21 protein-coding genes are annotated in these 25,542 nt (G+C 69.1%); all 21 read left to right on the forward strand.

The genetic code is table 11. The features are described 5' to 3' along the window. The first annotated feature begins 157 nt into the window (after positions 1 to 157). Positions 158 to 397 (forward strand): hypothetical protein, encoded by a 240-nt coding sequence (locus AC1VNX_RS23080; protein ID WP_483159815.1) that lies wholly within the window; start codon positions 158 to 160, stop codon positions 395 to 397. Positions 398 to 867: 470 nt separating this feature from the next. Beyond that, a complete protein-coding gene (tssB, locus tag AC1VNX_RS23085; RefSeq protein ID WP_483159817.1) occupies positions 868 to 1,449 on the forward strand; it encodes a type VI secretion system contractile sheath small subunit in 582 nt (193 codons plus the stop codon). Between the two features lie 61 nt (positions 1,450 to 1,510). Next, positions 1,511 to 3,013: a type VI secretion system contractile sheath large subunit gene (tssC, locus tag AC1VNX_RS23090; protein WP_483159819.1), complete on the forward strand. Its 1,503-nt coding sequence runs from the start codon at positions 1,511 to 1,513 to the stop codon at positions 3,011 to 3,013. A 49-nt stretch (positions 3,014 to 3,062) separates the two neighbouring features. Next, positions 3,063 to 3,545, forward strand: a complete 483-nt coding sequence (locus AC1VNX_RS23095; protein WP_483159821.1) for an Hcp family type VI secretion system effector — start codon at positions 3,063 to 3,065, stop codon at positions 3,543 to 3,545. A gap of 32 nt (positions 3,546 to 3,577) precedes the next feature. Beyond that, positions 3,578 to 4,039 (forward strand): type VI secretion system baseplate subunit TssE, encoded by a 462-nt coding sequence (tssE, locus tag AC1VNX_RS23100; RefSeq protein ID WP_483159823.1) that lies wholly within the window; start codon positions 3,578 to 3,580, stop codon positions 4,037 to 4,039. A 1-nt stretch (position 4,040) separates the two neighbouring features. Further along, positions 4,041 to 5,846 carry a type VI secretion system baseplate subunit TssF gene (tssF, locus tag AC1VNX_RS23105; RefSeq protein ID WP_483159825.1) on the forward strand — a complete coding sequence of 602 codons (1,806 nt, stop codon included), beginning with the start codon at positions 4,041 to 4,043 and terminating at the stop codon, positions 5,844 to 5,846. Then, positions 5,810 to 6,850, forward strand: a complete 1,041-nt coding sequence (gene tssG, locus AC1VNX_RS23110; protein ID WP_483159827.1) for a type VI secretion system baseplate subunit TssG — start codon at positions 5,810 to 5,812, stop codon at positions 6,848 to 6,850. Before tssF ends, tssG begins: the two co-directional genes overlap by 37 nt. A 13-nt stretch (positions 6,851 to 6,863) precedes the next feature. After that, the gene (tssH, locus tag AC1VNX_RS23115) at positions 6,864 to 9,623 is read left to right on the forward strand and encodes a type VI secretion system ATPase TssH (RefSeq protein WP_483159829.1); all 2,760 of its coding nucleotides are present in this window, start codon (positions 6,864 to 6,866) and stop codon (positions 9,621 to 9,623) included. Further along, positions 9,620 to 11,566 (forward strand): type VI secretion system Vgr family protein, encoded by a 1,947-nt coding sequence (locus AC1VNX_RS23120; protein WP_483159831.1) that lies wholly within the window; start codon positions 9,620 to 9,622, stop codon positions 11,564 to 11,566. The genes tssH and AC1VNX_RS23120 overlap by 4 nt, the downstream gene beginning before the upstream one ends. A gap of 8 nt (positions 11,567 to 11,574) precedes the next feature. Next, positions 11,575 to 12,303 carry a toxin-antitoxin system YwqK family antitoxin gene (locus tag AC1VNX_RS23125; RefSeq protein WP_483159833.1) on the forward strand — a complete coding sequence of 243 codons (729 nt, stop codon included), beginning with the start codon at positions 11,575 to 11,577 and terminating at the stop codon, positions 12,301 to 12,303. A 3-nt stretch (positions 12,304 to 12,306) separates the two neighbouring features. Beyond that, a complete protein-coding gene (locus AC1VNX_RS23130) occupies positions 12,307 to 12,696 on the forward strand; it encodes a DUF4280 domain-containing protein (RefSeq protein ID WP_483159835.1) in 390 nt (129 codons plus the stop codon). Positions 12,697 to 12,756: 60 nt separating this feature from the next. Continuing rightward, a complete protein-coding gene (locus AC1VNX_RS23135; protein ID WP_483159837.1) occupies positions 12,757 to 12,969 on the forward strand; it encodes a hypothetical protein in 213 nt (70 codons plus the stop codon). Between the two features lie 17 nt (positions 12,970 to 12,986). Next, on the forward strand, positions 12,987 to 14,021 hold the full coding sequence (locus tag AC1VNX_RS23140) for an ABC transporter substrate-binding protein (protein ID WP_483159839.1): 1,035 nt from the start codon (positions 12,987 to 12,989) through the stop codon (positions 14,019 to 14,021). 24 nt (positions 14,022 to 14,045) lie between these two features. Beyond that, positions 14,046 to 15,320 (forward strand): dicarboxylate/amino acid:cation symporter, encoded by a 1,275-nt coding sequence (locus AC1VNX_RS23145; protein ID WP_483159841.1) that lies wholly within the window; start codon positions 14,046 to 14,048, stop codon positions 15,318 to 15,320. 13 nt (positions 15,321 to 15,333) lie between these two features. After that, complete coding sequence (cuyB, locus tag AC1VNX_RS23150; RefSeq protein ID WP_483159843.1) at positions 15,334 to 16,068, forward strand: cysteate racemase; 735 nt, start codon at positions 15,334 to 15,336, stop codon at positions 16,066 to 16,068. Further along, a complete protein-coding gene (locus AC1VNX_RS23155) occupies positions 16,056 to 17,522 on the forward strand; it encodes a dicarboxylate/amino acid:cation symporter (RefSeq protein WP_483159845.1) in 1,467 nt (488 codons plus the stop codon). The genes cuyB and AC1VNX_RS23155 overlap by 13 nt, the downstream gene beginning before the upstream one ends. Then, positions 17,519 to 17,995, forward strand: a complete 477-nt coding sequence (locus AC1VNX_RS23160) for a hypothetical protein (RefSeq protein WP_301510617.1) — start codon at positions 17,519 to 17,521, stop codon at positions 17,993 to 17,995. Before AC1VNX_RS23155 ends, AC1VNX_RS23160 begins: the two co-directional genes overlap by 4 nt. Positions 17,996 to 18,054: 59 nt before the next feature. Then, a complete protein-coding gene (tssK, locus tag AC1VNX_RS23165) occupies positions 18,055 to 19,395 on the forward strand; it encodes a type VI secretion system baseplate subunit TssK (RefSeq protein ID WP_483159847.1) in 1,341 nt (446 codons plus the stop codon). A gap of 7 nt (positions 19,396 to 19,402) precedes the next feature. After that, complete coding sequence (locus AC1VNX_RS23170; protein WP_301510620.1) at positions 19,403 to 20,164, forward strand: DotU family type IV/VI secretion system protein; 762 nt, start codon at positions 19,403 to 19,405, stop codon at positions 20,162 to 20,164. A gap of 40 nt (positions 20,165 to 20,204) precedes the next feature. Continuing rightward, positions 20,205 to 24,269 (forward strand): type VI secretion system protein, encoded by a 4,065-nt coding sequence (locus AC1VNX_RS23175; protein WP_483159850.1) that lies wholly within the window; start codon positions 20,205 to 20,207, stop codon positions 24,267 to 24,269. After that, positions 24,269 to 25,513 (forward strand): type VI secretion system protein TssA, encoded by a 1,245-nt coding sequence (gene tssA, locus AC1VNX_RS23180; RefSeq protein ID WP_483159852.1) that lies wholly within the window; start codon positions 24,269 to 24,271, stop codon positions 25,511 to 25,513. Before AC1VNX_RS23175 ends, tssA begins: the two co-directional genes overlap by 1 nt. The last annotated feature ends 29 nt before the right edge of the window (positions 25,514 to 25,542 follow it).

Consider the following 25,542-nt stretch of genomic DNA (forward strand, 5'->3'; position numbering starts at 1 on the left):
GGTCGCCGGAAACAAACTGGCACCTTCGTCGCCTTCGCTGCGCGAAAGGAACACTTCGGTACACGCGAAGAAAGGCATGCGCAGCACAGGGTTTAGACAACGCTAATTGTTTGTGCGCACAATGTCCGGAACGCCCTCAACCAAAAGGAGACGGCTCATGTCCATGGAATTTCTTCGGGCTATCGCCGAGCAGAAATTGCCATATGTCATCCACACGCCGGCCGACATCGACAGGCTGCGCGTGCTGCGTGCGGCAGAGTTGGTGACAGCGTTCATCCCGCCTTCGGACCGTGCGCCCGATGCGCGCGCGATCCGCCAGCTCGCCCAGGTCGAATCGATCACGGCCAAGGGCATGCTGGCACTCAACAAGGCCACCTCGGCATTCATCGAACTGTAGGAAGACGCGGCGGCGTTTTTCCTCGCGCGAGCAACTCGCCAGCGCTGCGGCCGGGGCCGCGGCACCTCCCCATCGGCCGTTACAAATAGCCCGCTTTTTCGCGCGCATCGACCGGCTCGCGGTCGCTTGGCGCTTCCCACTCTTCTCCCATCCGCGTGACCGGATGCGCGTATTCGCGCCCCCTCCGGTAGCACGCCGGTCATTTGCGTGTCAATTACGTGAAAAAACGCGCAATAACAAGATTTTTCCCAGATTCATCTCTTGCTTTTTGACGAGGTTCTACCTGCGTCATGGGGTACCTACCCAATTCTGGGGATTGTTAGCAGATATCTCGATTTGTATCTTCTGTGCCGTCTCTGATGCATGCCGGGACCGCAACGGCAACGGACCGCGCGCCGCCCCAGGGGCGGCACGGCGTCGAAAACTCCAACGAGTGTTCTTGTCAATTCAACCTTTTCTGAGAGCGAACAATGTCGAACAGCTTGCAAAAATGGGTGGGACGCAACCGTCCTCCGCGCGTCCAGATCACCTACGACGTCGAGATCGGCGACGCAGTCGAAAAGAAGGAGCTGCCGCTCGTGGTGGGCCTGCTGGCCGACCTGTCGGGCCAGCCCGCGCAGCCGCTGCCCAAGCTCAAGGAGCGCCGCTTCGTCGAGATCGACCGCGACAACTTCGACGGCGTGCTCGGCAACATCTCCCCTCGCCTGGACCTCTCGGTGCCCGACACCATGAAGGGCGAAGGCAACCTGAAGATCGAACTGAACTTCAAGGAGTTCGGCGACTTCCATCCCGAAGCCATCGTGAGCCAGGTGCCCCGCCTGGCCAAGCTGCTCGAAGCGCGCCAGCAGCTGCGCGACCTGCTCGCCAAGCTCGACGGCAACGACGAACTCGACGGCCTGCTCGAGCGCGTGGTGCAGAACAGCGAAGACCTGAAGACGGTCCAGAGCCAGGCCAAGGCGGAAGCCGACGCCGCGCCGGCCCAGGCCCCCGCTGCTGCTTCTGCGGAAGCCGCTCCCCAGACCTCCCCCGAAGCCGAAGCACCGGCAGCGTGATCAACCACGCCGGCCGCTGCCCCTCGCGGCGCAGCCCGGCACTTCATGAATGGTGATAGAGATGGCCAACAAATCCAAAGCCGCCGAAGCCGGCAGTGCAGCAGCAACCACCGTCACGACCAGTGACATGAGCCTGCTCGACAAGATCGTCCACGAAGGCAACATGACGACGGAGCCCTCGCAGGGCGCCTACGCCAAGAAGCTGATCGGCCAGCTGGCTTCGCAGATCCTCGACGAAGGCATGAAGACCAGCCCCGACAAGGGCGTGGTCACGCTCATCAACGAGCGCGTCGCCGAAATCGACCGCCTTCTGACCGACCAGCTCAACGCGATCCTGCACGCCGCCGAGTTCCAGGCCCTCGAAGCCTCGTGGCGCGGCCTGCACGACCTGGTGTTCGGCACCGAGACCGGCAGCAACCTCAAGCTGCGCCTGCTCAACGTGAGCAAGAAGGACCTGCTGAAGGACCTGGAAGGCGCAGTCGACCACGACACCAGCGTGCTCTTCAAGAAGATCTACGAAGAGGAATACGGCACCTACGGCGGCCACCCCTACTCGCTGCTGATCGGCGACTACTACTTCGGCCGCCACCCGCAGGACATCGCCCTGCTGGAGCGCATCTCGCGCGTGGCAGCCGCCGCGCACGCGCCTTTCATCGCCGCAGCCGCGCCCGCCCTGTTCGACTTCAAGTCGTTCACCGAACTCGGTATTCCGCGCGACCTGTCCAAGACCTTCGAGAGCGCCGAGCTCGCCTCGTGGCGCGGCTTCCGCGAATCGGAAGACTCGCGCTACGTCTCGCTGGTGCTGCCCAGCTATGCGGCCCGCCTGCCCTACGGCGCCAAGACCATTCCCGTGGAGAACTTCAACTACGAGGAAGACGTGGACGGCACCGACCACGGCAAGTACCTGTGGGCCAACGCGGCCTACCAGCTCGGCCTTCGCATCACGCAGGCGCACTCGCTGTACGGCTGGACCACCGCCATCCGCGGCGTGGAAGGCGGCGGCAAGGTCGACGGCATGGTGGCCCACGCCTACAAGACGGACGAAGGCGACATCGCGCTGAAGCCGCCGACGGAAGTGACCATCACCGACCGCCGCGAGAAGGAGCTGAGCGACCTGGGCTTCATCGCCATCGTCAACTCCAAGGGCTCGAACACCGCGGCCTTCTTCGGCGGCCAGACCGTCAACAAGCCCAAGGTCTACGACAAGGACGCGGCCAACGCCAATGCCGCCGTCTCCGCGCGCCTGCCCTACATCCTGGCCGCCTCGCGCTTCGCCCACTACCTGAAGGTGATCGTGCGCGACAAGATCGGCAGCTTCCAGACGCAGGCCGACATGCAGAAGCACCTGAACAACTGGGTTGCGAACTACGTGCTGGTGAGCCCGTCGGCGCCGCAGGCCATGAAGGCCAAGTACCCGCTGAGCCAGGCCCGCGTGGACGTGACCGAAGTGCCGGGCAAGCCGGGCTCGTACCGCGCCATCGCCTTCCTGAAGCCGCACTTCCAGCTCGAGGAACTCTCGGCCTCCATCCGCCTGGTGGCCGACCTGCCGGCGGCCGCCGCCTGACCGCCCCGACATCCACGTCAACCTACAGACAGACTGAAAGAACATTCATATGCCGATCTATCTCAAGATGCCCGGTGTCAAGGGCCAGACCCAGATCGAAGGCCACAAGGACGAAATGGAAGTGCAGAGCTTCCAGTTCGGCGCCGGCCTCGCCGTGACCTCGGGCACCTCCAACCAGGAGCGCACCGCGGGCAAGCCCAGCTTCTCCGAAATCACCGTGACGCGCACCAGCGACTCGGCCTCGCCCCAGCTGCTGCAGAAGCTCGCCGGCGGCGAAGTGTTCGGCGGCGACACCGTCATCACCTTCCCGCGCGAAGACAAGAGCGGCCTGCTGCCCCTGATGGTCGTGACCCTGACCGACGTGATCCTCAGCGGCTTCTCGGTGTCCAGCGGCGGCGACCTGCCCCAGGAAAGCATCTCGCTGAACTACGCGGCCATCAAGGTCGAGTACACGAAGCAGAAGGAAGAAGGCGGCCAGGAAGGCGTCGCACCGTTCGGCTGGGATATCTCCAAGAACGTCGCGGTGGCCTGATGACGCGCCGCTGACCTCCGGCGCCAAGCACCGTGTCCGAACTCGTCAAAGGGAGCGTCGTCCCCCTGTTCGACCGGTTGGCGTCCGCGCAGTCCGAGCACGTCCGTGGTGCCGCGCATCTCGAGACGATGGAGTCCGTGCAGGACTCCATCGGCCGCGAGCTGCGCCGGCTCTTCAACACGCGCTCGCCGCTTTCGGCGGACGACTACGCGCAAGGCAGCGGCACCGTCCTGGAGTACGGCATTCCCGATTTTTCCGTGTTCAGCGCTCAGAACGCGGCCGACCTGCAGAGGTTGGCCGCGCTTCTGCGCACGGCCGTTTCGCGCTACGAGCCGCGCCTGTCGGAGGTGAGCGTGCAGGTCAGCCCCGCGCCCAACCGCCACGAGGTGGCGCTGGTGCACATCGGCGCGCAGGCGCGGGCCGGACTCGCGCTGCGCCGCGTGGACTTCGAGATGCTGCTCGGCGCGCCGGACAGCCTGATGAAAGTCGCCTGACGTGTCCGACCTACAGCACAGCGACCTTCTGCAGTACTACAAGCGCGAGCTGTCCTACCTCAGGGGACAGGGGGCCGACTTCGCCCAGCGCTACCCCAAGGTCGCCTCGCGCCTCTCGCTGCACGGCGGCGAGTCGCTCGACCCTCACACCGAACGCCTGATCGAGTCGGTGGCCTTCCTGTCGGCGCGCGTGCACCGCGACCTCGACCAGGAGTTTCCCGACGTCGCCTACGCCCTGCTCGACAACCTCTGCCCTTCGCTGGTGCAGCCCCTGCCCTCGATGTCGGTGGCGCAGTTCGCCCTCGACCCCGCGCAGGGCAAGGTCACGGCGGGCTTCAAGGTGCCGCGCCACACCATGCTGCACGCGCGCACGACTTCGTCGTCTTCATCTTCTTCATCTTCGCCGTCCTCGCAGGACTGCCGCTTCCGCACCGCCTGGGACACCGTGCTGTGGCCGCTGCGCATCGCGCAAGCCGGCATCGATGCCGACGCCGTGCTGCGGCTGGTGCTCGAATGCGAGGCCGAGGCCGACTTCTCCGAGTTGGAGATCGACAGCCTGCGCATTCACCTGCAGGGCGACTGGATGACCACCATGCCGCTGTACGACGCGCTGGTGTCGGGCGTGAAGTCGGTGGCCGTCATTCCCGAAGGCGGCATGGCGCAGGCGCTGCCGGCCGATGCATGGCGCGAGGTGGGCTTCGCCGAAGGCGAGGAGGTGCTGCCGCAGCCCGCCAACGCCCAACCCGCCTACGGCCTGCTGCAGGAGTACTTCGCGTTCCCGCGCAAGTTCCATTTCTTCGACCTGCATCGGCTGCGCTCGCGCCTGGGCAGCGGGCGCCGCTGCGAGATCGCCTTCCAGCTCGATCGCTCCACGCGCGCGCTGCGCTACATCGACGCCGACAACTTCCAGCTCGGCTGCACGCCCATCGTCAACCTGTTCCCCCGCGTGAGCGAACCGCTGGCGATGGACCAGCGCCACTACGAATACATGCTGGTGCCCGACCGCCAGCGCGACGCGACCACCGAGGTGCATTCCATCGTCTCGGTGGTGGCCTCCGATCCGGACGCCGACAAGCCGGTGAACGTGCCCGGCTTCGCCGCGCTGGGCCATGTGGACGGCGCACCGGGCGCAAAGGACGGCGCGGTCTTCTGGTCCGCGCGCCGCGAGCCCTGCCTGCGCCAGAACATCCCGGGCACCGACGTCTTCCTTTCCTTCGTCGACCAGGGCAAGGCGCACACCCGCCCCGCGCAGCCCGTGGTCTACGCGCACCTGCTGTGCACCAACCGCCGCCTGGCCGAGCAGGTGCCCGTGGGCGCGCGCCTGCTGGCCGAGGGCCCGCCGCAGCCCACGCACGTGCGCTGCCTCTACGAGCCCACCGCGCAGCGCGATCCGCCGCTGGGCAGCGAAACGCTCTGGCGCCTGGTGTCGCTGCTCACGCTCAACCACCAATCGCTGGTCGACGGCTCCACCGGCCGCGAGCAGCTGCGCGAAATGCTGCTGCTGTTCGCCTCCGACAGCCGCCGCGACCACGCGCAGATTCGCGGCATCGCCGGGCTCTCCGCGCGCGGCGTCACCGCGCACGTGGGCACGGAGGCCTGGCGCGGCTACTGCCGGGGCACGCAGGTCACGCTCGAATTCGAGGACGACGCCTTCGTCGGCGGCTCGCCGCTCATGATGTCGGCGGTGCTCGCGCGCTTCTTCGCGATGTACACCTCGGTGAACTCCTTCGTGCGCCTCGCGGTGCGCAGCGGCGAGGAGATCCGCAAGCAATGGGCCCCGATGACGGGCCGCCAGGTGGTGCTGTGATCATCGAGGAACTCAGCGCCCGACCGCAGGACTTCAACCTGTTCCAGGCCATCAGCCTGCTCGAGCGCGCCGCGCCCGACGCGGTGCCCGTGGGCCGCTCGCAGGGCCCGCGCGAGCGCGAGGCCGTGCGGCTGCACGCCTTCGTCTCGCTCGCCTTCGAGGCCAGCGACGTGCGCGAAGTCGGCACCGGGGCCGTCACCGGCGAGCCTTACTCGCTCACCACGCCCACGCTCTCGCTGGCCGGCAGCGGCGGCCCGCTGCCGATGCCCTTCACCGAGATGCTGCTGGAGCGCCGCCAGCAGCGCGACCATGCCACGGCGGACTTCCTCGACATCTTCAACCACCGCTTCCTGGCCTTTCTCTACCGCAGCCGGCGCAAGCACCACGTGGCGCTCAACCCGCAGTCGCCCTCGCGCTCCACGCTGGCCAGCACGCTCGATGCCGCCAGCGCGCTGGGCCTGCGCGCCGGCGTGCGCGCGCCCGACGGCTCGGCCCTGTGGCTGCGGCATGCCGGCCTGCTCGGCGGCGCGCCGCGCGGCATGACCGCCCTGCTCGCGCTGCTGCGCGACCGCCTCGGCGTGCAGGTGGACGGCACGCAGTTCCGCGGCTGCTGGCTGGCGCTGGAGCCCGATGCCACGGCGCGACTGGACATGCGCCAGCCGCTGGGCGGCGGTGCGGTGCTCGGCAAGCGCGTGTGGGACCAGGGAGCGGGCATCCGCCTCGTCTTCAACAACCTGAGCCAGCAGCGGCTGCGCGAGCTGCTGCCCAAGGGCGCCGACCACGCGCTCGCCAAATGGCTGGTGCGCCGCTTCATCCCGCAGGACATGAAGGTCGAGATGGAGCTGCGGCTGGCGCCCGCCGAGCGGCGCAGCAGCGTGCTCGGCGCGGCCAACCCGATGCGGCTGGGCTGGACCTCGTGGGTCGCCGGGCCGGCCTTCCGCGGCGCGCTGCCGCCCGTTCAACACACCCTGACCAGCGACGGCGGCGACGCGCCCCTCGCCTGATCCGAACATTCCTATGGACATCGACATCCGCACCCTGCTCGGCCGGCTCAACCCGGAGTGCAAGCGCGCCATGGAGCAGGCCGCCGAGCTGTGCGTGCAGCAGACGCACTACAACGTCGACATCGAGCACCTGCTGATGAAGCTGGTGGACAACGAAGCGCCCGACCTGCGGCTGGTGTTCGGCCGCTTCGGCATCCGGCCCGACACGGTGCAGGCGCAGCTGCAGAAGTCGCTGGACACCTTCAAGCGCGGCAATGGCCGCACGCCCAGCCTCGCGCCCGACTTCGCGCCGCTCTTCCAGGAAGCCTGGCTCATGAGCTCGATGCTGCTGGGCCAGCAGCACGTGCGCTCCGGCACGCTGATGCTGGCGCTGCTCGAGGTCGATCGCCTGCGCGGCCGGCTGGTCGACGCCGCGCCCGCGCTGCTGCAGATCCCGCGCGGATCGCTGCGCGACGAACTCGCGAGCCTGCTGCAGTCGTCGCCCGAAGACGCGGCGGGTGCAGCACTGGCCGCCGCGCCGATCGCATCGGCCCCCTCCGCGCCTGCCGCGAACCAACCCGCCGCACCGCAGCCCGCTCCCGAAGCCGGCGCGATGCAGATGCCCACCGCGCGCCGCAGCAGCTCGGCCACGCCCTCGCTCGACCAGTACACGGTCGACATGACGCAACTCGCGCGCGACGGCGCCATCGATCCCATCCGCGGCCGCGACGGCGAGATCCGCCAGATCATCGACGTGCTGCTGCGCCGCCGCCAGAACAACCCCATCCTCACCGGCGAGGCCGGCGTGGGCAAGACGGCCGTGGTCGAAGGCTTCGCACAGCGCGTGGTGCAGGGCGACGTGCCACCCGCGCTGCGCCAGGTTTCGGTGCGCTCGCTCGATCTCGCGCTGCTGCAGGCCGGTGCCGGCGTGAAGGGCGAGTTCGAGAACCGGCTCAAGTCGGTCATCGCCGAGGTCAAGGCTTCGCCGACGCCTGTGATCCTTTTCATCGACGAGGCGCACCAGCTCATCGGCGCGGGCGGTGCCGAGGGCCAGGGCGACGCGGCCAACCTGCTCAAGCCCGCGCTCGCTCGCGGCGAGCTGCGCACCATCGCCGCCACCACCTGGGCCGAGTACAAGAAATACGTGGAGCGCGATCCGGCGCTGGCGCGGCGCTTCCAGGTCGTGAAGGTCGAAGAGCCGAGCGAAGAAGTCGCCATCGACATGCTGCGCGGCATGGTCGAGACGCTGGAGAAGCACCACGGCGTGGAGATCGTCGACGACGCGGTGCGCGAGGCGGTCAAGCTCTCGCACCGCTACATCACCGGCCGCCAGCTGCCCGACAAGGCGATCAGCGTGCTCGACACCGCCTGCGCGCGCGTGGCCATCGGGCAGAACGGGCTGCCGGCCGAGCTCGAATCGGCCGCGCGCGACATCGCCACCGGCGAGAGCGAGCTGCGCGTGCTGCGTCATGAAGCGGCCACGGGCGGTGACCATCAGGAAGCCATCGCCGCACTCTCCGGGCGGCTCGAGGTGCTGCGCCAGAAGCACAAGCGCCTGTCCGACAAGGTCGACGAGGAGAAGCACGCGGTGATGGAGATCGTCGCGCTGCGCCGCAAGATCGCCGGGAACCTGCGCAGCGACGCGCCGCCGGCCGACGAGGAGAACGACCCCGCCCTGCTCACCGCCGCGCTGCGCCGGCTGGAGAAGGGCCTGGAAGCGCTGCAGAGCGACGAACCCATGGTGCCGGTGTGCGTCGACGGCGTCATGGTGGCCGAGGTCATCTCCGGCTGGACCGGCATCCCGGTCGGCAAGATGATGACCGACGAGCTGCACACGGTGCTCAACCTGAAGGAGAAGCTGGCCGAGCGCGTGGTCGGCCAGGACGACGCCCTCGACGCCATCGCGCGGCGCATCCGCACCTTCCACGCCGACCTCGACGACCCCGGCAAGCCGGTGGGCGTGTTCATGCTGGTGGGCCCGAGCGGCGTGGGCAAGACCGAGACGGCCTTCGCGCTGGCCGACCTGCTGTACGGCGGCGAGCGCAACGTCATCACCGTGAACATGTCGGAGTTCCAGGAGGCGCACACCGTCTCCAGCCTCAAGGGCGCGCCGCCCGGCTACGTGGGCTACGGGCGCGGCGGCGTGCTCACCGAGGCGGTGCGCCGCCGGCCCTACAGCGTGGTGCTGCTCGACGAGATGGAGAAGGCGCACCCCGACGTGCTGGAGCTGTTCTTCCAGGTGTTCGACAAGGGCACGATGGAAGACGGCGAAGGCGTGCTGATCGACTTCAAGAACACGCTGATCCTGCTGACCTCCAACGCCGCGCAGGACGTGATCACGCAGGCCTCGCAGGGCGGGCGCAGGCCCGACCCCGAGGAGCTGGTGGAGCGCCTACGGCCCGAACTGCTCAAGCAGTTCAGCCCCGCCTTCCTGGGCCGGCTGGCGCTTGTGCCGTACCACCACCTGGGTGACGGGCAGATCCGCGCCATCGTCAACCTCAAGCTGGGCAAGCTGGCGCGGCGCTTCTCGCTGAACCATCACGCCGAATTCACCTGGGACGCGCAGGTGGAAGACGCCATCACCGCGCGCTGCACCGAGGTGGACAGCGGCGCGCGCAACATCGATCACATCCTGGCGCACGCGGTGCTGCCCGAGCTTTCGCGCCAGGTGCTGGAGCGCATCTCGATGGCTGCCGCCTTCACCGCGGTGCACATGAGCGTGGGCGCGGACGGTGCCTTCGCCTTCGGCTTCGAGCCGGAAACGCTGAGCTGGGCTGAGCTGACGAAGCGATGAACATGCGCGAAGGCTTCACCCAGAACGCCGCTTTCCTGACGGTGAAGACCGTGCTCGCTCCGGACACGCTGCTGCTCGAATCCTTCCAGGCCAGCGAGGGCCTGTCGCAGCTCTTCGCCTGCTCGCTGACCATGCGCTGCGCCGACGACGCGCTGGACGCCGCCACCCTGATCGGCACCTCGGCCACGGTCGTGCTGCAGCGGCCCGAGAAGGAGAGCCGCTTCTTCAACGGCATCGTCTCGCGCTTCACCTACCTGGGCAGCAGCCGCGACTTCGCGACCTACACGCTCGAACTGGTGCCGCGCATGTGGCTGCTCACCCTGGGCCGCGACCGCGTGATCTACCAGAACCTGAGCACGCCCGACATCGTGCAGAAGGTGCTCGACGAGTTCGGCGTGGAGTTCCAGCTCCAGCTCACCGGCAGCTACACGCCGCGCGAGTACTGCGTGCGCTACGACGAGACGGCCTTCGACTTCGTCTCGCGGCTGATGGAAGAGGAAGGCATCTTCTACTTCTTCACCTTCGCGGACGGCGCGCACAAGCTGGTGCTGGCTGACGCCAATTCGGCTTGCGCGCCGTGCACGCACGCGGAAAAACTGGTCGTGCGCAGCGGCGAGGAAGGCTTCGCGCACGCCCATGCCGTCACTCGCTTCGAGTCGGACGCGCGGCTGGTGACCAAGTCGCATTCGGTGGACGACTACGACTTCCTCACGCCCGACACCCGACTGCTGAAGCAGATCGACGGCAAGTCCGGGCGCGGCGCCGACTACGAATACCCCTCGCGCGTGGCGCTCGCGGCGGGCGAAACGCGCGCGCGCATCCGCCTGGAAGCGCACCAGACCGGCAGCCAGTCGGGCCGCGGCGACAGCCACTGCCACTACCTCACGCCCGGCACCACCTTCACGCTGGAAGATCATCCGCGCGCGGACCTCAACGTGGAGCATCTGGTGCACAGCGTTCGGCACCACGCCGAACTGGAGCACTACGGCAACAGCTTCGAGACCCTGCCTCCCGCCATGCCCTTCCGCCCGCCGCGCCTCACGCCCCGGCCGGTGGTGGCGGGCAGCCATACGGCGCGGGTAGTGGGCCCCGCCGGCGAAGAGATCTGGACCGACCAGCACGGGCGCATCAAGGTGCAGTTCCCGTGGGACCGCCTGGGCAAGAAGGACGAGAAAAGCTCGTGCTGGATCCGGGTGTCGCAGATGTGGGCCGGCGAAGGCTGGGGCGCGCTCTTCCTGCCGCGCGTCGGACAGGAAGTGGTCGTGAGCTACGTCGACGGCGACCCCGACCGGCCGCTGGTATCGGGCAGTGTCTACAACGGCACGCACGCCACGCCGGTCGCCCTGCCGGGCAGTTCGTCGCAAAGCACCATCCGCTCGCGCTCGACCAAGGCCGGCGAGGCCGGCAACGAGATGCGCTTCGAGGACAAGAAGGACGCCGAGGAGCTCTACATGCACGCGCAGAAGGACATGCGCGTGGAAATCGAGAACGACCTCACCACCACCGTGATGGCCGGCAACGAGCTGCACACCGTCACCAAGGGCAATCGCACCGTCAAGGTCGACACGGGCAACGAGACCCACTCGGTGAAGGGCACGCGCGCACTCGACGTCACCGGCAACGAGACGCACGACAACAAGGCCAACTTCACGCAGACGGTGACGGGCAACTATGAGCTCAAGGTCACGGGCAACCTGGTGATCGACGTGACGGGCACGCTGCTCATCAAGTCGGCGCAGACGCTGGACCTGAAGGCCGGCACCAACCTGGGCGCCAACGCCAGCCTGAACTTCGCGGCCGAAGCCGGCGTGGCGCTGTCGGCCAAGGGCGGCGCATCGCTCTCGACCGAAGCGCCCTCCATCAGCAGCAAGGCCTCGGGCATGAACGCGGTCGAAGGCGGCGGCATGGTCACGCTCAAGGGCGGGCTGGTGAAGATCAATTGAGCGGCGCCATGGCACTTCCCTCCTCCCTCCCCGACAAGGACCTCGCCGCTATGCCCGCTGCCGTGATGCGCGAGACGCTGGACGATGCCGGCCAGACTGTGGTGCGCGCCTCCTTCGTGGGCGACCTGCCGCACGGGCCGATGCAGGTGTTCTCGGCAACCGGCAAGCCGGCGTTCGACGCCTCCTACCAGGCCGGCCTGCCGCACGGCGCCATGCGCCTCTTCGACGAGCGCGGCCAGCTGCTGCAGGAAACCCAGCGACTGGGCGGCGTGGCCGAGGGCATCACGCGCAGCTACTACCCCAGCGGCAAGCTGATGCAGACGCGGCAGCATGTGCGCGGCGTGCAGCACGGCGAGGCCGTGTCGTATGCCGAATCGGGCGACGTCACCGCGCGCCTGCCCTATGCGGCCGGGCGCCTCGAAGGCGAGGCCAGCTACTTCCACGAAGGCCGCATGCTGCGGCGCGAGCGCTACCGCGGCGGGCTGCTCGACGGCGAGGTGGTCGATTACGCGCCGGGCGGCGGCGTGGCGCAGTCGTCCACCTACGTGGCCAACGTGTTGCACGGCCCGCTGCGCCGCTTCTGGCCCAACGGGCAGCTGATGGAAGAGATCGCCTACCGCCAGGGCAAGCCGTACGGCGGCGCGCGTCGCTTCGACCAGGCGGGCCGCGAGATCGCGGAAACCGCCGCATCGCCGGGCTTCATGAAGAGCCTGGAAAAACTCGTGAGGGGAGGCTGAGCCATGGGCATGCACGTCTGCATGGGGGCCACGCTGCAGTGCAGCTTCGGCGCCGCGCCCTCCAACCTCGTGGTACTTCCGGTGAGCAGCGTGCTCACCGGCGGCGTACCGGCCGCCAACATCATGGACAACAAGCCGATCGTCAACGTCATGCCCTTCGGCACCTGCAACAGCATGTCGAACCCGATGGTGGCGGCGGCCACCGCCGCCGCGCTCGGCGCCTTCACGCCCATGCCCTGCATCCCGGTGACGGCCGCGCCCTGGGCGCCCGGTTCGCCCACGGTGCTGGTCGGCAACATGCCCGCGCTGCAGGACAGCTCCAAGCTCGCCTGCAACTGGGGCGGCGTGATCCAGGTGGTCGTGCCCGGGCAGTTCACATCCATGGTTCCCTGAAACGAACGAATAACAACGAACGGCACGCCCGACCACCCCATGTCCCAATACGTTTTCACGATGAGTTCCCGCATGGTCGCCATCACGGCGGCCTGCCTGGTGCTGCTGTGCGTGCTGCTGTTCCTGATGGGCATCGAGATCGGCAAGCTGCTGGCGCCCGCGCCGCTGCCTGCGCCCGCTGCGGTTGCGCCAGCGCAGCAGCAACAAGCGCTGCCGCAATCCCCTTCCGCCGCGCCGGCACCCGCACAGGCTCCCGCGACTTCCACCCAATGACCAAACCGACTCCAAGCATGTCGAACAACGCACGACACCTCACGGGCATGCACAACGCACTGCGTCGCCTTGCCCTTCCCTCTCTGCTCGCGCTCGCCGGCCTTTGCGCCGGCACGAGCGCGCTCGCAGCGGGCGAACGGCCCGTGGCACAGGGCACGCTCACTTCGCCCGCTCCGGCCGTGGTCGCGACGCCCGCCGGCACACCACCTGCACCGCCTGCGGCACCGGCGGCAGCCGCCTTCGCCGTCGAACCGGCCGCTCCCGCCACGCCGCCCGTGCTCGTCAACGGCCTCGTGCGCGTGCCCGACGGCCGGCTGCTCGCGCCCGACATCGCCCGCATCGTGACGCGCGGCGAGCTGGTGGTGGCGATGCTCAAGGTCGACACGCCGCCGTTCTTCTTCTTCGACGACGGCGGCCAGTGGACCGGGCTCGAAGTGGGCCTGGCCCAGTCGCTGGCCAAGGAGCTGGGCGTGAAGCTGCGCTTCAACCGCGAGGCCGGCACCTTCAATGCGGTGGTCGACCTGCTGGCCAACGGCCAGGCCGACCTGGCCATCAGCAAGCTGTCGCGCACGCTGGCGCGCTCGCAGACCATCGCCTTCAGCGACGCCTACCTCACGCTGAACCACTCGCTGATCCTCAACCGCGTGAAGTTCGCGCAGCTCGCGCACGGGCGCCCGCTGCCGGAGGTCATCCGCAACTTCAACGGCAGCATCGGCGTGATCGCCAAGTCGTCCTTCGCGGACTACGCGCGCACCAACTTCCCGCACGCCAAGGTGCAGGAGTACCCGACCTGGAACGACGTGCTGGTGGCCGTGCACAAGGGCGAGATCGTGAGCGCCTATCGCGACGAGTTCGAGGTCAAGCGCGTGCTCAAGGCCGACCCCACCGTCTCGCTGGTGCTGCGCACCGTGACGCTGAAGGACCTGGAAGACACGCTGGGCATCGGCGTGGCCGTGACCGACACCACGCTGCTGGCCTACGTCAACCAGTTCCTCGCGCAGCGCGCCGAGAAGCTCGACATCCAGAAGGTGCTGCAGGCACTCGACCGCTGAGCGGCACAGGACGCCCGAACCATCATGAATACCTCCAAGATCTACGCCTTCGTTCTCAACCCCTGGGTCGTGATCATCAGCCTGGGCGCCGGTGTCGCCTTCGGCATGCTCGCGCCTCTGCTCGCCACGCCGCTGAGCTTCGTGGGCGACATCTACGTCGACCTGCTGAAGATGATCACGCTGCCTTTCATGGTCTCGGCCGTGATCTTCAGCCTGCAGCGCCTGTTCCGCGACGGCGGCACGGCCAGCCTGCTGGGCCGCGTGGCGCTGGTGTTCCTCGCGTTCTCGGCCTTCGTGGCCATCGCGGGCGCGGCCACGCTGCTGATTCTTCGCCCCGGCGAGAACCTGCCGAGCAGCACCATGCAGACCTTCGGCCAGATCGTGGGCGGCGACCTGAGCGCCAGCGACACGGCCATGAACCTGCGCGGCGTCGACGAGCCCAAGAAGACCGCCAGCTTCGCCGACATGCTGGTGAGCCTGGTGCCCGCCAACATCTTCTCGGCGCTGGCCAACGGCGACACGCTGAAGACGCTGGTGTTCGCGCTGCTCTTCGGCCTGGCGGTGGGGCACGTGCCCACGCGCATCTCCGACGGCCTCACGCAGGCGCTGGAAACCGTCTACCACGCCTGCCAGACGCTGATGCGCTGGCTGAGCTTTCCGCTGCCGGTGGTGCTGTTCTGCATGAGCGCGGCGCAACTTGGCAAGACCGGCATAGAGCCGCTGAAAGCGATGGGCGCCTTCGTGGTGGCCTTCCTCATCGTGTCGGCGCTGCTGCTGGCGGTGGCGGCGGTCATCATCTGGAAGCGCTCCAACGGCACGCTGGGGCAGACGCTCAACGCGCTGCGCGGCCCCTTCGCGCTGGCGCTGGCCACGCGCAGCAGCGCGACCTGCATGCCGATCATGATCGAGAGCCTGGTCACGCGGCTGGGCTTCGCGCGCTCGCGCGTGGAGCTGCTGGTGCCGCTCACGGTGTCGCTGCTGCGCATCGGGCCGGTCGTGTACTACGTGTGCGCCACGCTCTTCATCGCGCAGATCTACGGGCGCTCGCTCACGCCGGTGGAGATCGGCATCGTGCTCACCTCCTCGGTGCTCGCGGGCTTCGCCTCGGCCGGCATGACGGGGCTGGTGACGGTGTCGCTGATCGGCATGACCTGCACCTACCTGGGCCTGCCCTTCGAGGCGGCCTTCATCCTGTTCCTGGCGGTGGACCCGGTGTGCGACATGCTGCGCACGCTGGTGCTGGTCATCGGCAACACGGCCGCCGTGGCTGTCGTGTGCCCGCGGCCATTGAAGATCTAGGGAGCGCGCCTTCATGTCACGCATCGGCGTTCTCGGCGGCATGGGCCCATCGGCAACGGTGGACTTCATGGACAAGATCATCCAGCTCACCCCCGCCACGCGCGACCAGGAGCACCTGCCGGTGATCGTGGCGAACCTGCCGCACGTGCCCGACCGCTCCAGCGCCATCCTGGGCACCGGCCCCGATCCGCTTCGCGCGCTGCTCGCGGGCATCGACGTGCTCAACGACGCCAACGTGGGCGTGATCGCGATTCCCTGCAACTCGTCACACCACTGGTATGCGCAGATCGCGGCGCACAGCCGCGCGCCGGTGATCCACATCGCGCAGTCGTGCGTGGCCGCCATCGCGACGGCATCCGAAGACCGGCCGGTGCGGGTGGCGGTGCTGGCCACGCGCGGCGCGCTGGCCTCGGGCTTCTATCAGCAGGCGCTGCGCGAGCGCGGCATCGACTTCCTCGTGCCCGATGCCGCCACCGGCCAGGACCACGTGGACGCCTGCATCCGCGCCGTGAAGGGCGGCGACGTGCAGGCCGGCGCGGCCGCGTTCAGGCGCGCGCTTGAAGCGTTGGCCGCGACGGGCGCCACCGCCGTGATCATGGGCTGCACCGAGTTGCCCATCGCCGCGCAAGCCGCGCATGCCATCGAGCACACGCCCCTCGCGCTGGTCGACAGCTCGCTGGAGCTGGCCCGCGCCACGGTCGCTTTCGCGCTCGACAAGGGATGGAACAAGCCGACATGGGTTTCCTGACGCGCATGTCCCACAGCCTGTTCGCCCTGCTGATCTGCATGGCGGCAGGCGGCGTCGCGGGCGTGTACCTGCCCGTGGCGGGCGACGTGGCGCATGCGGTGGCGCAGGTCTACCTGTCGATCGTGAGCATGGCTGCCATTCCGCTGCTGGTGGTGGCCACCTTCTTCGGCCTGCGCCAGACCATGGGGCTGCCCTTTCCGGGGCGGCGCATCGCGATGATCGCGGGCCTCGCGCTGCTGCTGGTGACCAGCTGCGCGGCGGTCGGCCTGGCGCTGGGCTGGATCAACGCGCCGGGCACGCAGCTCGACGCCGCTTCGCGCGAGCACCTGGGCGAACTGGTGCAGCGGGCCGGCGACGGCGGCGACATCGAGATGCGGCTGCACGACAGCGGCACGCAGGCCACACCCATCGAGCGCCCCCGCGCCACGCTGCTGCCCGACAACTTCTTCCGCGTGCTGGTGGAAGGCCGCTCACTGGGCATCCTCTCGTGCGCCCTGCTCTTCGGCCTGGCCTTCGCGGCGCTGGCGCGCACGCAGCACGCGGCGCTCAACCACATGTTCGAGGGCATCTACCGCACGCTCGAACTCATCATCGCGCGCGCCAACATCCTGCTGCCGGTGGTGGCCTTCGGCATGTCGGCGCACGTGCTGTCGCAGACCGACGCGGTGACCATCCGCGCGATGAGCGGCTTCCTGCTGCACTTCGTGGTGCTGGTGGCGCTGCTGGGCGCGGCGGCCATAGCGGTGATCCACCGGCGCGGCAACCAGCCGCTGGCCGAGGTGCTGCAGCACCTGAAGACGCCGATGCTGGTGAGCCTGATGTCGTCGAGCACCACGGCGAGCATTCCGCACACCATCGAGGCGATGAGCGCGCGACTGGGCTTCAGCCGCGGCATCGTGGAACTGGTGGTGCCCACGGCCTCGGTGTTCCTGCGCGCGGGTTCGGCGCTCTACTACGTGCTGGCGGCGCTGTTCGTCGCCAACCTCTACGACCGCACGCTGGTCCCAGCCGACTTCGCCACCATCGGCATCGGCGCGACCATCGCGGCCTTCGCCTCGGCCGGCAACAACAGCCTGACCAACGTGGGCTACGCGGGCATCGTGCTGTCGATGCTGCAGCTTCCCATCGAGGCCGCGCTGGCGCTTTTCCTCGCCATCGACCTGATCTGCGAGGGCCCGCGCAACGTGCTGACGCTGCTGGCCACCTGCGCGCTGATTTCCGTGGTGTCGGCCGGCCTGCCTTCGGAGCGCGTGACGGCGCCGGCCGCCGAGATCAAGCCCGCCCAGCCGCTGCGCTTCGTGTTCGCGCGCGGGCACGTCGCGCTGCTGGCAGGCTGCAGCGTGCTGGCCTCGGTGCTGATCCTGCTGATGGGCATCGCCGTGGGCGTGCGGCAGGCGCAGCCGGCGGTCACGCAGGCCTCTTCCGCCACGGCGAACACAGGAATCCAGCGATGAACCGGACGAACAACCTTTTCAAATGGATAGCTGCGCTGCTGCTCCTCGTGGAGCTCGCCGCATGCGGCAGCCTCTTTCCCAAGGGCACGCGCGTGAACTGGAGCGAACTCACGCTCTCGGCCGCGCCCGGCGCCAACCAGAACAGCCCGGTCGCGGTCGACGTGGTGATGGTGCTCGACGACGCGATGCTCGCCCGCGTGACCGAGCTCACGGCCGCCAAATGGTTCGGCGCGCGCGCCGACCTGCAGAAGACCTTTCCGCAGAGCCTGTCGTACCTCTCGTGGGAGCTGGTGCCGGGCCAGACGATCCGCGTGCCGTCGAGCGCCATCGGCTCGCCGCGCGTGGCGGCGGTGCTCGTCTTCGCGAACTACACCACGCCCGGCGCGAACCGCGTACGGGTGGAAGACCTCAAGGGCCCGATCGTGGCCCGCTTCGATGCACAGAGCTTCGACGTGTCTGCCGCGTCACGTTGAACAACCCGGATCCCTTCAAGTGAACCAACAACTCCAATACAGCCGCGCGGGAGAGCACCATGTCTGACCTGCACCGCGCCGCCCCCATCACCGACCGCGTCGAGTGGCACGAGGGCATGCTGCTGTCGCCGCAGCATTTCCAGCAGTTCTCGGCGCGCATGGACACCCTCGTCGCCTGGCAGATGCTGGCCGCCGCGCCCTTCGCCTGGGGCGTGCGCCGCCTGGTGTTCGACCAGGGCCTGCTGCCCGCCGGCCTGCTGCGCGTGCTGGTGCTCGAAGCCATCCTGCCGGACGGCACGGCGGTGCAGTTCTCCGCCGCCGAGGCCGCGCACGGCGCGCTCGAACTCTCGCTTGCGCCCTACGCCGAGCGGCTGGCCAACGAGCCGCTGGACATCTACCTCACGCTGCCCGTGACCACGCCCAACCGGCATCGCGCCGCGACGGTGCGCTTCCGCTCGGTGGCCGGCGCGCCGGTGGAGGACGCGGTGTCCGACGCCGAGCCCGCGAACATCCCGCGCATGCTGCCGCGCCTCGCGCTGAGTGCCGGCGCGGTGCCGCCCGGCACGCACGTGCACCTGCGCCTAGGCCAGGTGTTCAAGGACAACGAGGTGGTGAAGCTGGGCGAGGCGCAGCCGCCGCTGCTGGAGGTGACGCACGACAACCCGCTGTGGACGGCCGCGTCCGCCCTGCTCGGCCAGTTGCGCGGCAAGGCCGCCTTCGTGGCCAAGCAGACGGCAGTGCCCTCCTCGCGCGTGGACGACCGCCTCGCGCACCTCGAGCTGAAGGACCGGCTGCGCAGCCTGCTGTCGGGCCTGCCCCATGCGGAGGCCGTGATGCGCACGCCGCACCTGCATCCGCTGCCGATGTACTGGTCGCTTTGCGCGCTGCTGGCCTCGCTGAGCCTGCTGCGCCCGGGCGGCGTGCCGCCGGTGCCGATGGACTACGACCACGCCGACCCTTCGCGCGTGTTCCAGCCGCTGCTGCTGGCGCTGCGCGATGCGGTTTCGGAGGTGAGCCAGGAGTACCGCGAGCACAAGTTCGATTTCCGCCAGGGCGCCTTCGAGACCACGCTGCAGCCGCAGTGGGTGTCGGGCGCGCGCATCGTGGTGGGCCTGCGCGGGCAGTCCGACAAGGACCTGATGGCCTGGATGGACAGCGCCATCGTCGGCTCGCGGTCGGCCTACCCCTCGCTGCGCGAGCGCCGGGTGCTGGGCGCGGTGCGCCGCTGCATCGAGTCGGCCGACGAGCTGGGCCTGCGCCCGGGCTCGGGCTACCTGCTCTACGCGATCCAGACCAGCGCGGCGCTGACCGTTCCCGGCGAGCTGCTGGTGATCGCCAATGCCAACGAAGGCGCCACCGCGCAGCCTCCGCAGGAAATCGTGCTGTTCATCAAGGATTGACCGGACCATGGCACGCAACCTCCCCGACCTCGCGGTCGACGACCACATCACGAGGCAGTTCCGCGCCTTCTACGACGAGATCGTGAAGGCACGCGACCGCACCGCCGAATCGCGCGAGAGCGACATCGACGCGGTGGCGCAGACGCTGGCGCGCCACCTGGAGAACCTGCTGGAGCTGCAGTCGCTCGAATCGCGCCGCGAGAGCACGCGCTTCGAACTCGAGAACGTGGCCGACGCGCGCTACCTCAAGGCCGCGCTGGCCGACGAGATCCTGCTGCACACGCCATGGATCGGCCGCGAGCGCTGGACTGGGCACCTGCTGGAATCGTCGCTGTTCCGCACCAACATCGCGGGCGACCTGGTGTTCAGCCGCATCGAAGAATTGCTTTCGGGCCGCGAGCCCTCCAAGCGCGACATCGCGCGGCTGTATCTCTTTGCTCTCGCGCTGGGCTTCCAGGGCAAGTACAGGGGCGCGGGCGAGGAGGCCCGACTGCTCGGCTACCGCGAGGAACTCTTCCAGTTCGTCTACCAGCGGCCGGCCGACTTCTCGGGCCGCGACCGCGTGGTGTCGGAGCGGGCCTATGCGAGCACGCTCTCGCACATCGCGCCGCGCAAGCTGCCCACGCTGAGCCGCTGGACGGTGCTGTTCCTGCTTGGCGTGGCCACGCTGCTGGCAGTGTCGGAACTGCTGTGGCTGTGGCAGTCGTGGCCGGTGCGGCAGGTGCTGCAGCCGGGCGCCGTCGAAGCATCGGGGGCTTACCTGCGATGAACGGCATGCGTCTCCACAGCAATACCGGAGGGTCGTCGCGATGCTGACCGACCAGCTCTTCCTCATTTCCATCGCGGTGCTGACGCTGGTGGTGCTGCTCGTGCTCGGCATGGTGCTGTACTTCGCGGCACGGCGCTCGCACGCCAAGCCGTCTAGCGATCCGAAGGTCGCGCGCATCCGCTTCGACTCGCTGCGCAGCTCGTTCCGCCAGGCGGTCGAGCTGATCGAGGGCAACATCGCCTCGCGCGCGGACCGCTACGGCATTCCGTGGATCATGCTGCTCAACGAGGGCGACGACCACCGGCAGCTGCCCATCGAGCAGTCGGGCGTGGCGAGCGCGCTGAGCACCGAGTCGGCCTCGGCGGCGGCCACGCAGGGCATCTCGTGGCACTTCTTTGACCGCGGCGTGGTCATCGACATCCAGGGTGCCTATTTGGGCTCGCCCGATGACGACGACGCCTCCGAGAAGCCGTGGGACGAGTTCCTCGGCATGTGCCGCGCCTACCGGCCGCAGCGGCCCTTCGACTCGGTGGTCATCACCATTCCGGCGGCGCTGCTGCTGGACGACAGTACCGACGGGCGGCTCGAACTCTCCAAGCGCGCCAAGCTCGCGCACCGCCGCCTGTGGCTGGCGCAGAACCGCTTCGCGATGCGCTTCGCGGTGTACGTGCTGGTGACCGGCGCGGAGCAGCTCGAAGGCTTCAGCGCCTTCGCGAGCGCCCTGCCCGAGCCGCTGCGCGCGAGCATGCTGGGCTGGTCTTCGCCCTACGACCTGTCGACCACCTACCAGCCGGCATGGGTCGACGAGGCGGTGGGCACGGTGGTGCGCTCGGTGTCGGACGTGTCGGCCGAGCTCTTCGCCACCGGCACCGCACCGCAGGGCACCGGTCCGCAACTGCTGCTGCCTTCGCGCATCGAGGCGCTGCGCGGGCAGCTGCAGCTGTACGTCGACGAGCTGATGCGCCCGAGCGCGTACCACGAGCCCTTCTTCTTCCGCGGCATCTACCTCACGGGCGACAGCGGCGAGTCGGCACAGACCGTTGCCGCCATCGACGCCCAGCACGACGCCTACGGCCACAAGGACCTGGAGCCCATCGGCGGCGACCTGATCGCGCAGCTGATGCGCCAGCCAGCGTTCCTGCGCGACCTGTTCGAGAAGAAGATCTTCCTCGAGTACGGCCTCACGCGGCCCTCGCGCACGCAGACGCTCACGCGCCCGGTGCTGCACCGCGCGCTGCGCTGGGCGGCGGTGATCTTCCTGGGCGGCTGGGGCGTCGGGCTCTTGGTCGCCACCTGGCAGCTGCACCGCCACAACGCGACGCTGGTGCCCGCGCTGGCCCAACTGCAGAACGACGCCCAGTACCGCATGCGCGCGCTGCAGCGCGGCGAAACCATTCCGACCGCCTGGTACCGCAACAAGGCGCTGTCGCTGCTGGCCATGAACGAGCGGCTGCGCACCGACGGCACGTATTCCTTCTTCATGCCCGGTTCGTGGCAGCCCTTCGACGACCTGAACGAGCGCGTGATCGAGCGCATCGAGCGCGAGTTCGGCGACATCGCGGTGAGCACGCTGCGCCGCGAGCTGATGGCGCGCGTGAGCCAGTTGAGCGGCGTCGAGCAGGACGAGGCGACCGGCGAATTCATCGTCGGCGCCAGCTGCGGCCTGCCGCCCAGCTTCAGGACCATCGGCGACGCGCCGCGCAAGAACGGACTGCTGGTGGAAGACCAGCCCGAGTTCGGCGCGCTGCAGCGCTACCTGGGCTCGGTCGAGCAGCTCGATGCAGCACTGCAGGCGGTGGAGCGGCTGCGCCAGCCCGCGACCGGCAATGCCGACGACCTGCGCGTGGCCGTGCGCTACGCGCTGGGCGCGGAGCTGCCGGCCGACCTGAGCCGCAACCTGCGCTACTTCCGCCAGGCGGCCGAAGGCAATGCGCTGGCGATTCCGCTTGCGCCCGTGCAGTCGGCGCTGCGCTGCGCGCTCGACAAGGGCACGGCGCAGCTCGATGCGCGGCTCTTCGTCAACAACGAGCTGCTGGTGTCGGAGCAGTCGCTGGCGCGGCTGCTGCCCTCGCTGGCGAGCACCGGCACCTTCGCGCGCACCACGGCCAGCTTCCGCGAGGTGATCGCGGCCATCAAGGACCAGGAAGACCTGGTCGCCTCCGGCAAGGGCGGCTGGATGCGCCAGCCGGTGCTGGTGCTGGGCTCTTCGTATGACCGCACCATCGCGCGCATCGAGCAGAACCGGCTGCTGGGGCTGGAGTCGGCCGATGCGGTGCGAAACCGCGCGCAGGATGCCTTCCAGAAATTCCGCGTCGAGTTCAGCCTGCGCTTCGGCGGCGCGCAGCCCGGCCTCGTGTGGCAGGACAAGGACGGCCGCTTCGCGCTGGCGCCCGAGCGCATCGCGCTGCGCGACGCGCTCACCGCACTGCTGGCGCAGCCCTTCATGGCCGCCGCGCGCGACCGCGAACTGCCCGGCGCAGGCATGCGCACCACGGCCGTGTGGGACCTGCCCCGGCTCGACCAGGCGCTGGCCGTCGGCGACATCCGCAAGCGCTACATGAGCGAGGGCCTGCAGGCCTTCCCGGCCACGCTGCGCCCCGGCATCGAGGGCGCACTGAACGCGCACTTCGCGCAGCTGGTGGTCGACCAGGTCGCCGAGGCTGCGAACGGCATGAGCGACGGCGGCCGCGCCACCGACACGCAGGCCGCCGCGTACGAAGCCTCGCGCCAGCGCCTCGCCAAGATCCAGGCGCTGCTGTACGAACTGGGCGCGGGCCCGCGCGCCGAGGACCTGCGCGCGATGATCTCGCGCGACGCGCTTCAGCGGCTGGAGGCCGTGGACGAGGCCTTCAACCAGTCGGAGCTGTACGCCATGCGCGGGCGCGACTTCCAAAGCTGGCGCGGCGAACGCGGGCCGATGCTGGTGGCCTTCGGCGTCTCGGACGTGGGCTCGCTCGCGGCCTACCTGGGCCAGCAGTTCAACCGCACGGAAACGCTGGGCAAGCTGGCCGACAGCTACATCGCGGCGCTCGACGGCATGGGCGCGGGCTCGGTGCTCGCGCAGCGCTGGCAGGCGATCAACCGCGACCTGGAGCGCTACCGCCTCAAGAACCCGAACAGCAGCCTGCTGCTGCTCGAACAGTTCCTGGGCACCACCGGCGCCGAGATCGACCGCGAGACCTGCGGCGCGAAGCTGGCCGGCAAGGCGCCGGCGGCGCGCATCGGCGATTACTTTGCCGACCGCCACCAGCAGATCTACAGCGCCTTGCTCGCGCGCTGCCAGGAACTGCAGTTCGGCGACCAGCAGGAGCTGTGGACGCAGTTCTCCACCCGCTTCAACCGCTCGCTGGCGGGCCGCCACCCGTTCGGCCCGGCGACAGGACGTGCCTTCGAACTGGCCGACCCGGCCGACGTGAACGACCTGACGCGCGCCTTCGACCCGCTGGCACGCGCGCTGAAGGAGAACCGTGGCGCGGATGCCGGCGTGCGCAACGTGGGCATGCCCGGAGCCGGCGCGCGCCGCTTCACCGAGCAGTTCGCCCGTGCGCGCGACTTCCTGCAGCCGCTCTTCCCGACCGAGGAAGGCGCCGCGCCGGGCTATGACCTGAGCGTGGACTTCCGCGCGAACACCACCGCCGAGATCGAAGGCAACAAGATCATCGACTGGTCCTTCGAGGTCGGCGACCAGGTGCTGCGCCTGCGCGACGCGCCGCGCACGCTGCGCTGGGAATACGGCATGCCCGTGGCGCTGGTGCTGCGCATCGCGAAGGACTCGCCGCTGATGGCGCGCGCCGATCCGCAGCAGCACGCGCTGATCACCGACGGCCAGACCGTGAGCTTCCGCTTTGCCGACCCGTGGGCGCTGTTCACGCTGGCGCAGCGGCAGCGCGAAGGCGACCCGGCCCAGCGGCCGGACGGCCGCTCACAGCTGCTGAAGTTCGAGTTTCCGCTGGTGGCCCAGTCGGCCGGCGACGCCGCGCAGGCACCCGATGGAGGACGCGCACGCGTTTTCCTGCGCATCGCGGCCAGCCCCGCCGGCAAGAAGAACGCCCTGATATGGCCCGCCGCGTTCCCCGCGCGCGCCCCCGAATGGAACATGCCCTGATGGCCGCCCTGCTGTCCCCCCTGAACTCCGATATCGACGAAGCCACCGGCGGCTTCGCGCCCGACCTCGCGATCTTTCTATCGCCGCTTGCGGGCCCGGAGGGCCCGGCCGGCCCGCCGCTGCGCTACGACCCGGTGTGCGCCCGCATCCGCGAGGCGCGCACCGAGGAAGACGCCAGCCTGCCGATGGGCGAATGGACCCGTCCGCTGAAGAAGGCCGACTGGCGTACCGCCGAGATGCTGTGCACCGAGGTCCTGCAGCGCCGCAGCAAGGACCTGCAGATGGCCGCCTGGCTCACCGAGGCCTGGGTGCACCGCCATGCGATCGACGGGCTGGCCGCCGGGGCGCGGCTGCTCGAAGGCCTGGCGCGCGAGTTCTGGGAAGACGTGCATCCGCGCATCGGCGACGACGGCGACGCCGACATGCGCACCGCCACTTTCGTGTGGGTCAACGACACCATCGCGCACGCGCTTCTGATGCGCGTGCCGCTGCTCGAATGGCCGGATTTCTCGCCGCCTTTCATCACGCTGGGCGACTGGCAGCGTGCGCTGACCAGCGAGTACGGCACGGGCGCGGCCGGGGCTGCGGGCAACGCCAAGGCGAAGGCGAAGGAAGTGGCCGAGGAGCCGAGCGCGCAGACGGTGTCGCGCCAGGACATTCTCGACCGCGCAGCGCGCGACCTGCATGCGCTCGCCGCGCTCGACGATCGGGTCGCCGTGGCCGCCGATGCGTGGCAAGGCCTGGAAGCCCTGCTCGACGAGCGGCTGGGCATCGATGCGCCCAGCCTGTCGAAGGTGAAGGAGATGCTCGCCCGCATGCGGCAGGCGCTGCGCAGCCTGCTGCAGGAGCGGGATCCGCGCGATGAAGAGAAACCGGTCATGCCGACCACGCCGGCCACGGCCGGCTGGATGCCGGATGCCGAGCCGCTGCCAGCCGAAACCCCGATGGACGACAACGACATGAGCAACGCTCCTCTTCCTTCCTTTCCTCCCGTGTCATCCGAGGCACTCCCGCAGGCGCTGGCAAGCGGCCGCATCGGCAGCCGCGCCGAGGCCTATCGGCTGCTCGAGCTGGCGGCCGCCTACCTCATGCGCGAGGAGCCGCACAGCCCGACGCCCTACCTGGTGAACCGCGCCGTGGCATGGGGGCGCATGCCCCTGCCGCAGCTGATGCAGGAAGTGCTGCGGGAGGACGGGGACCTGAACCGGTACTTTTCGATGATCGGCGTGCGGCCCGACGCATAGGCCCCGCGACTTCTTTTCATTCCACACAT

The organism is Variovorax sp. TLI9-5A, assembly GCF_056867935.1.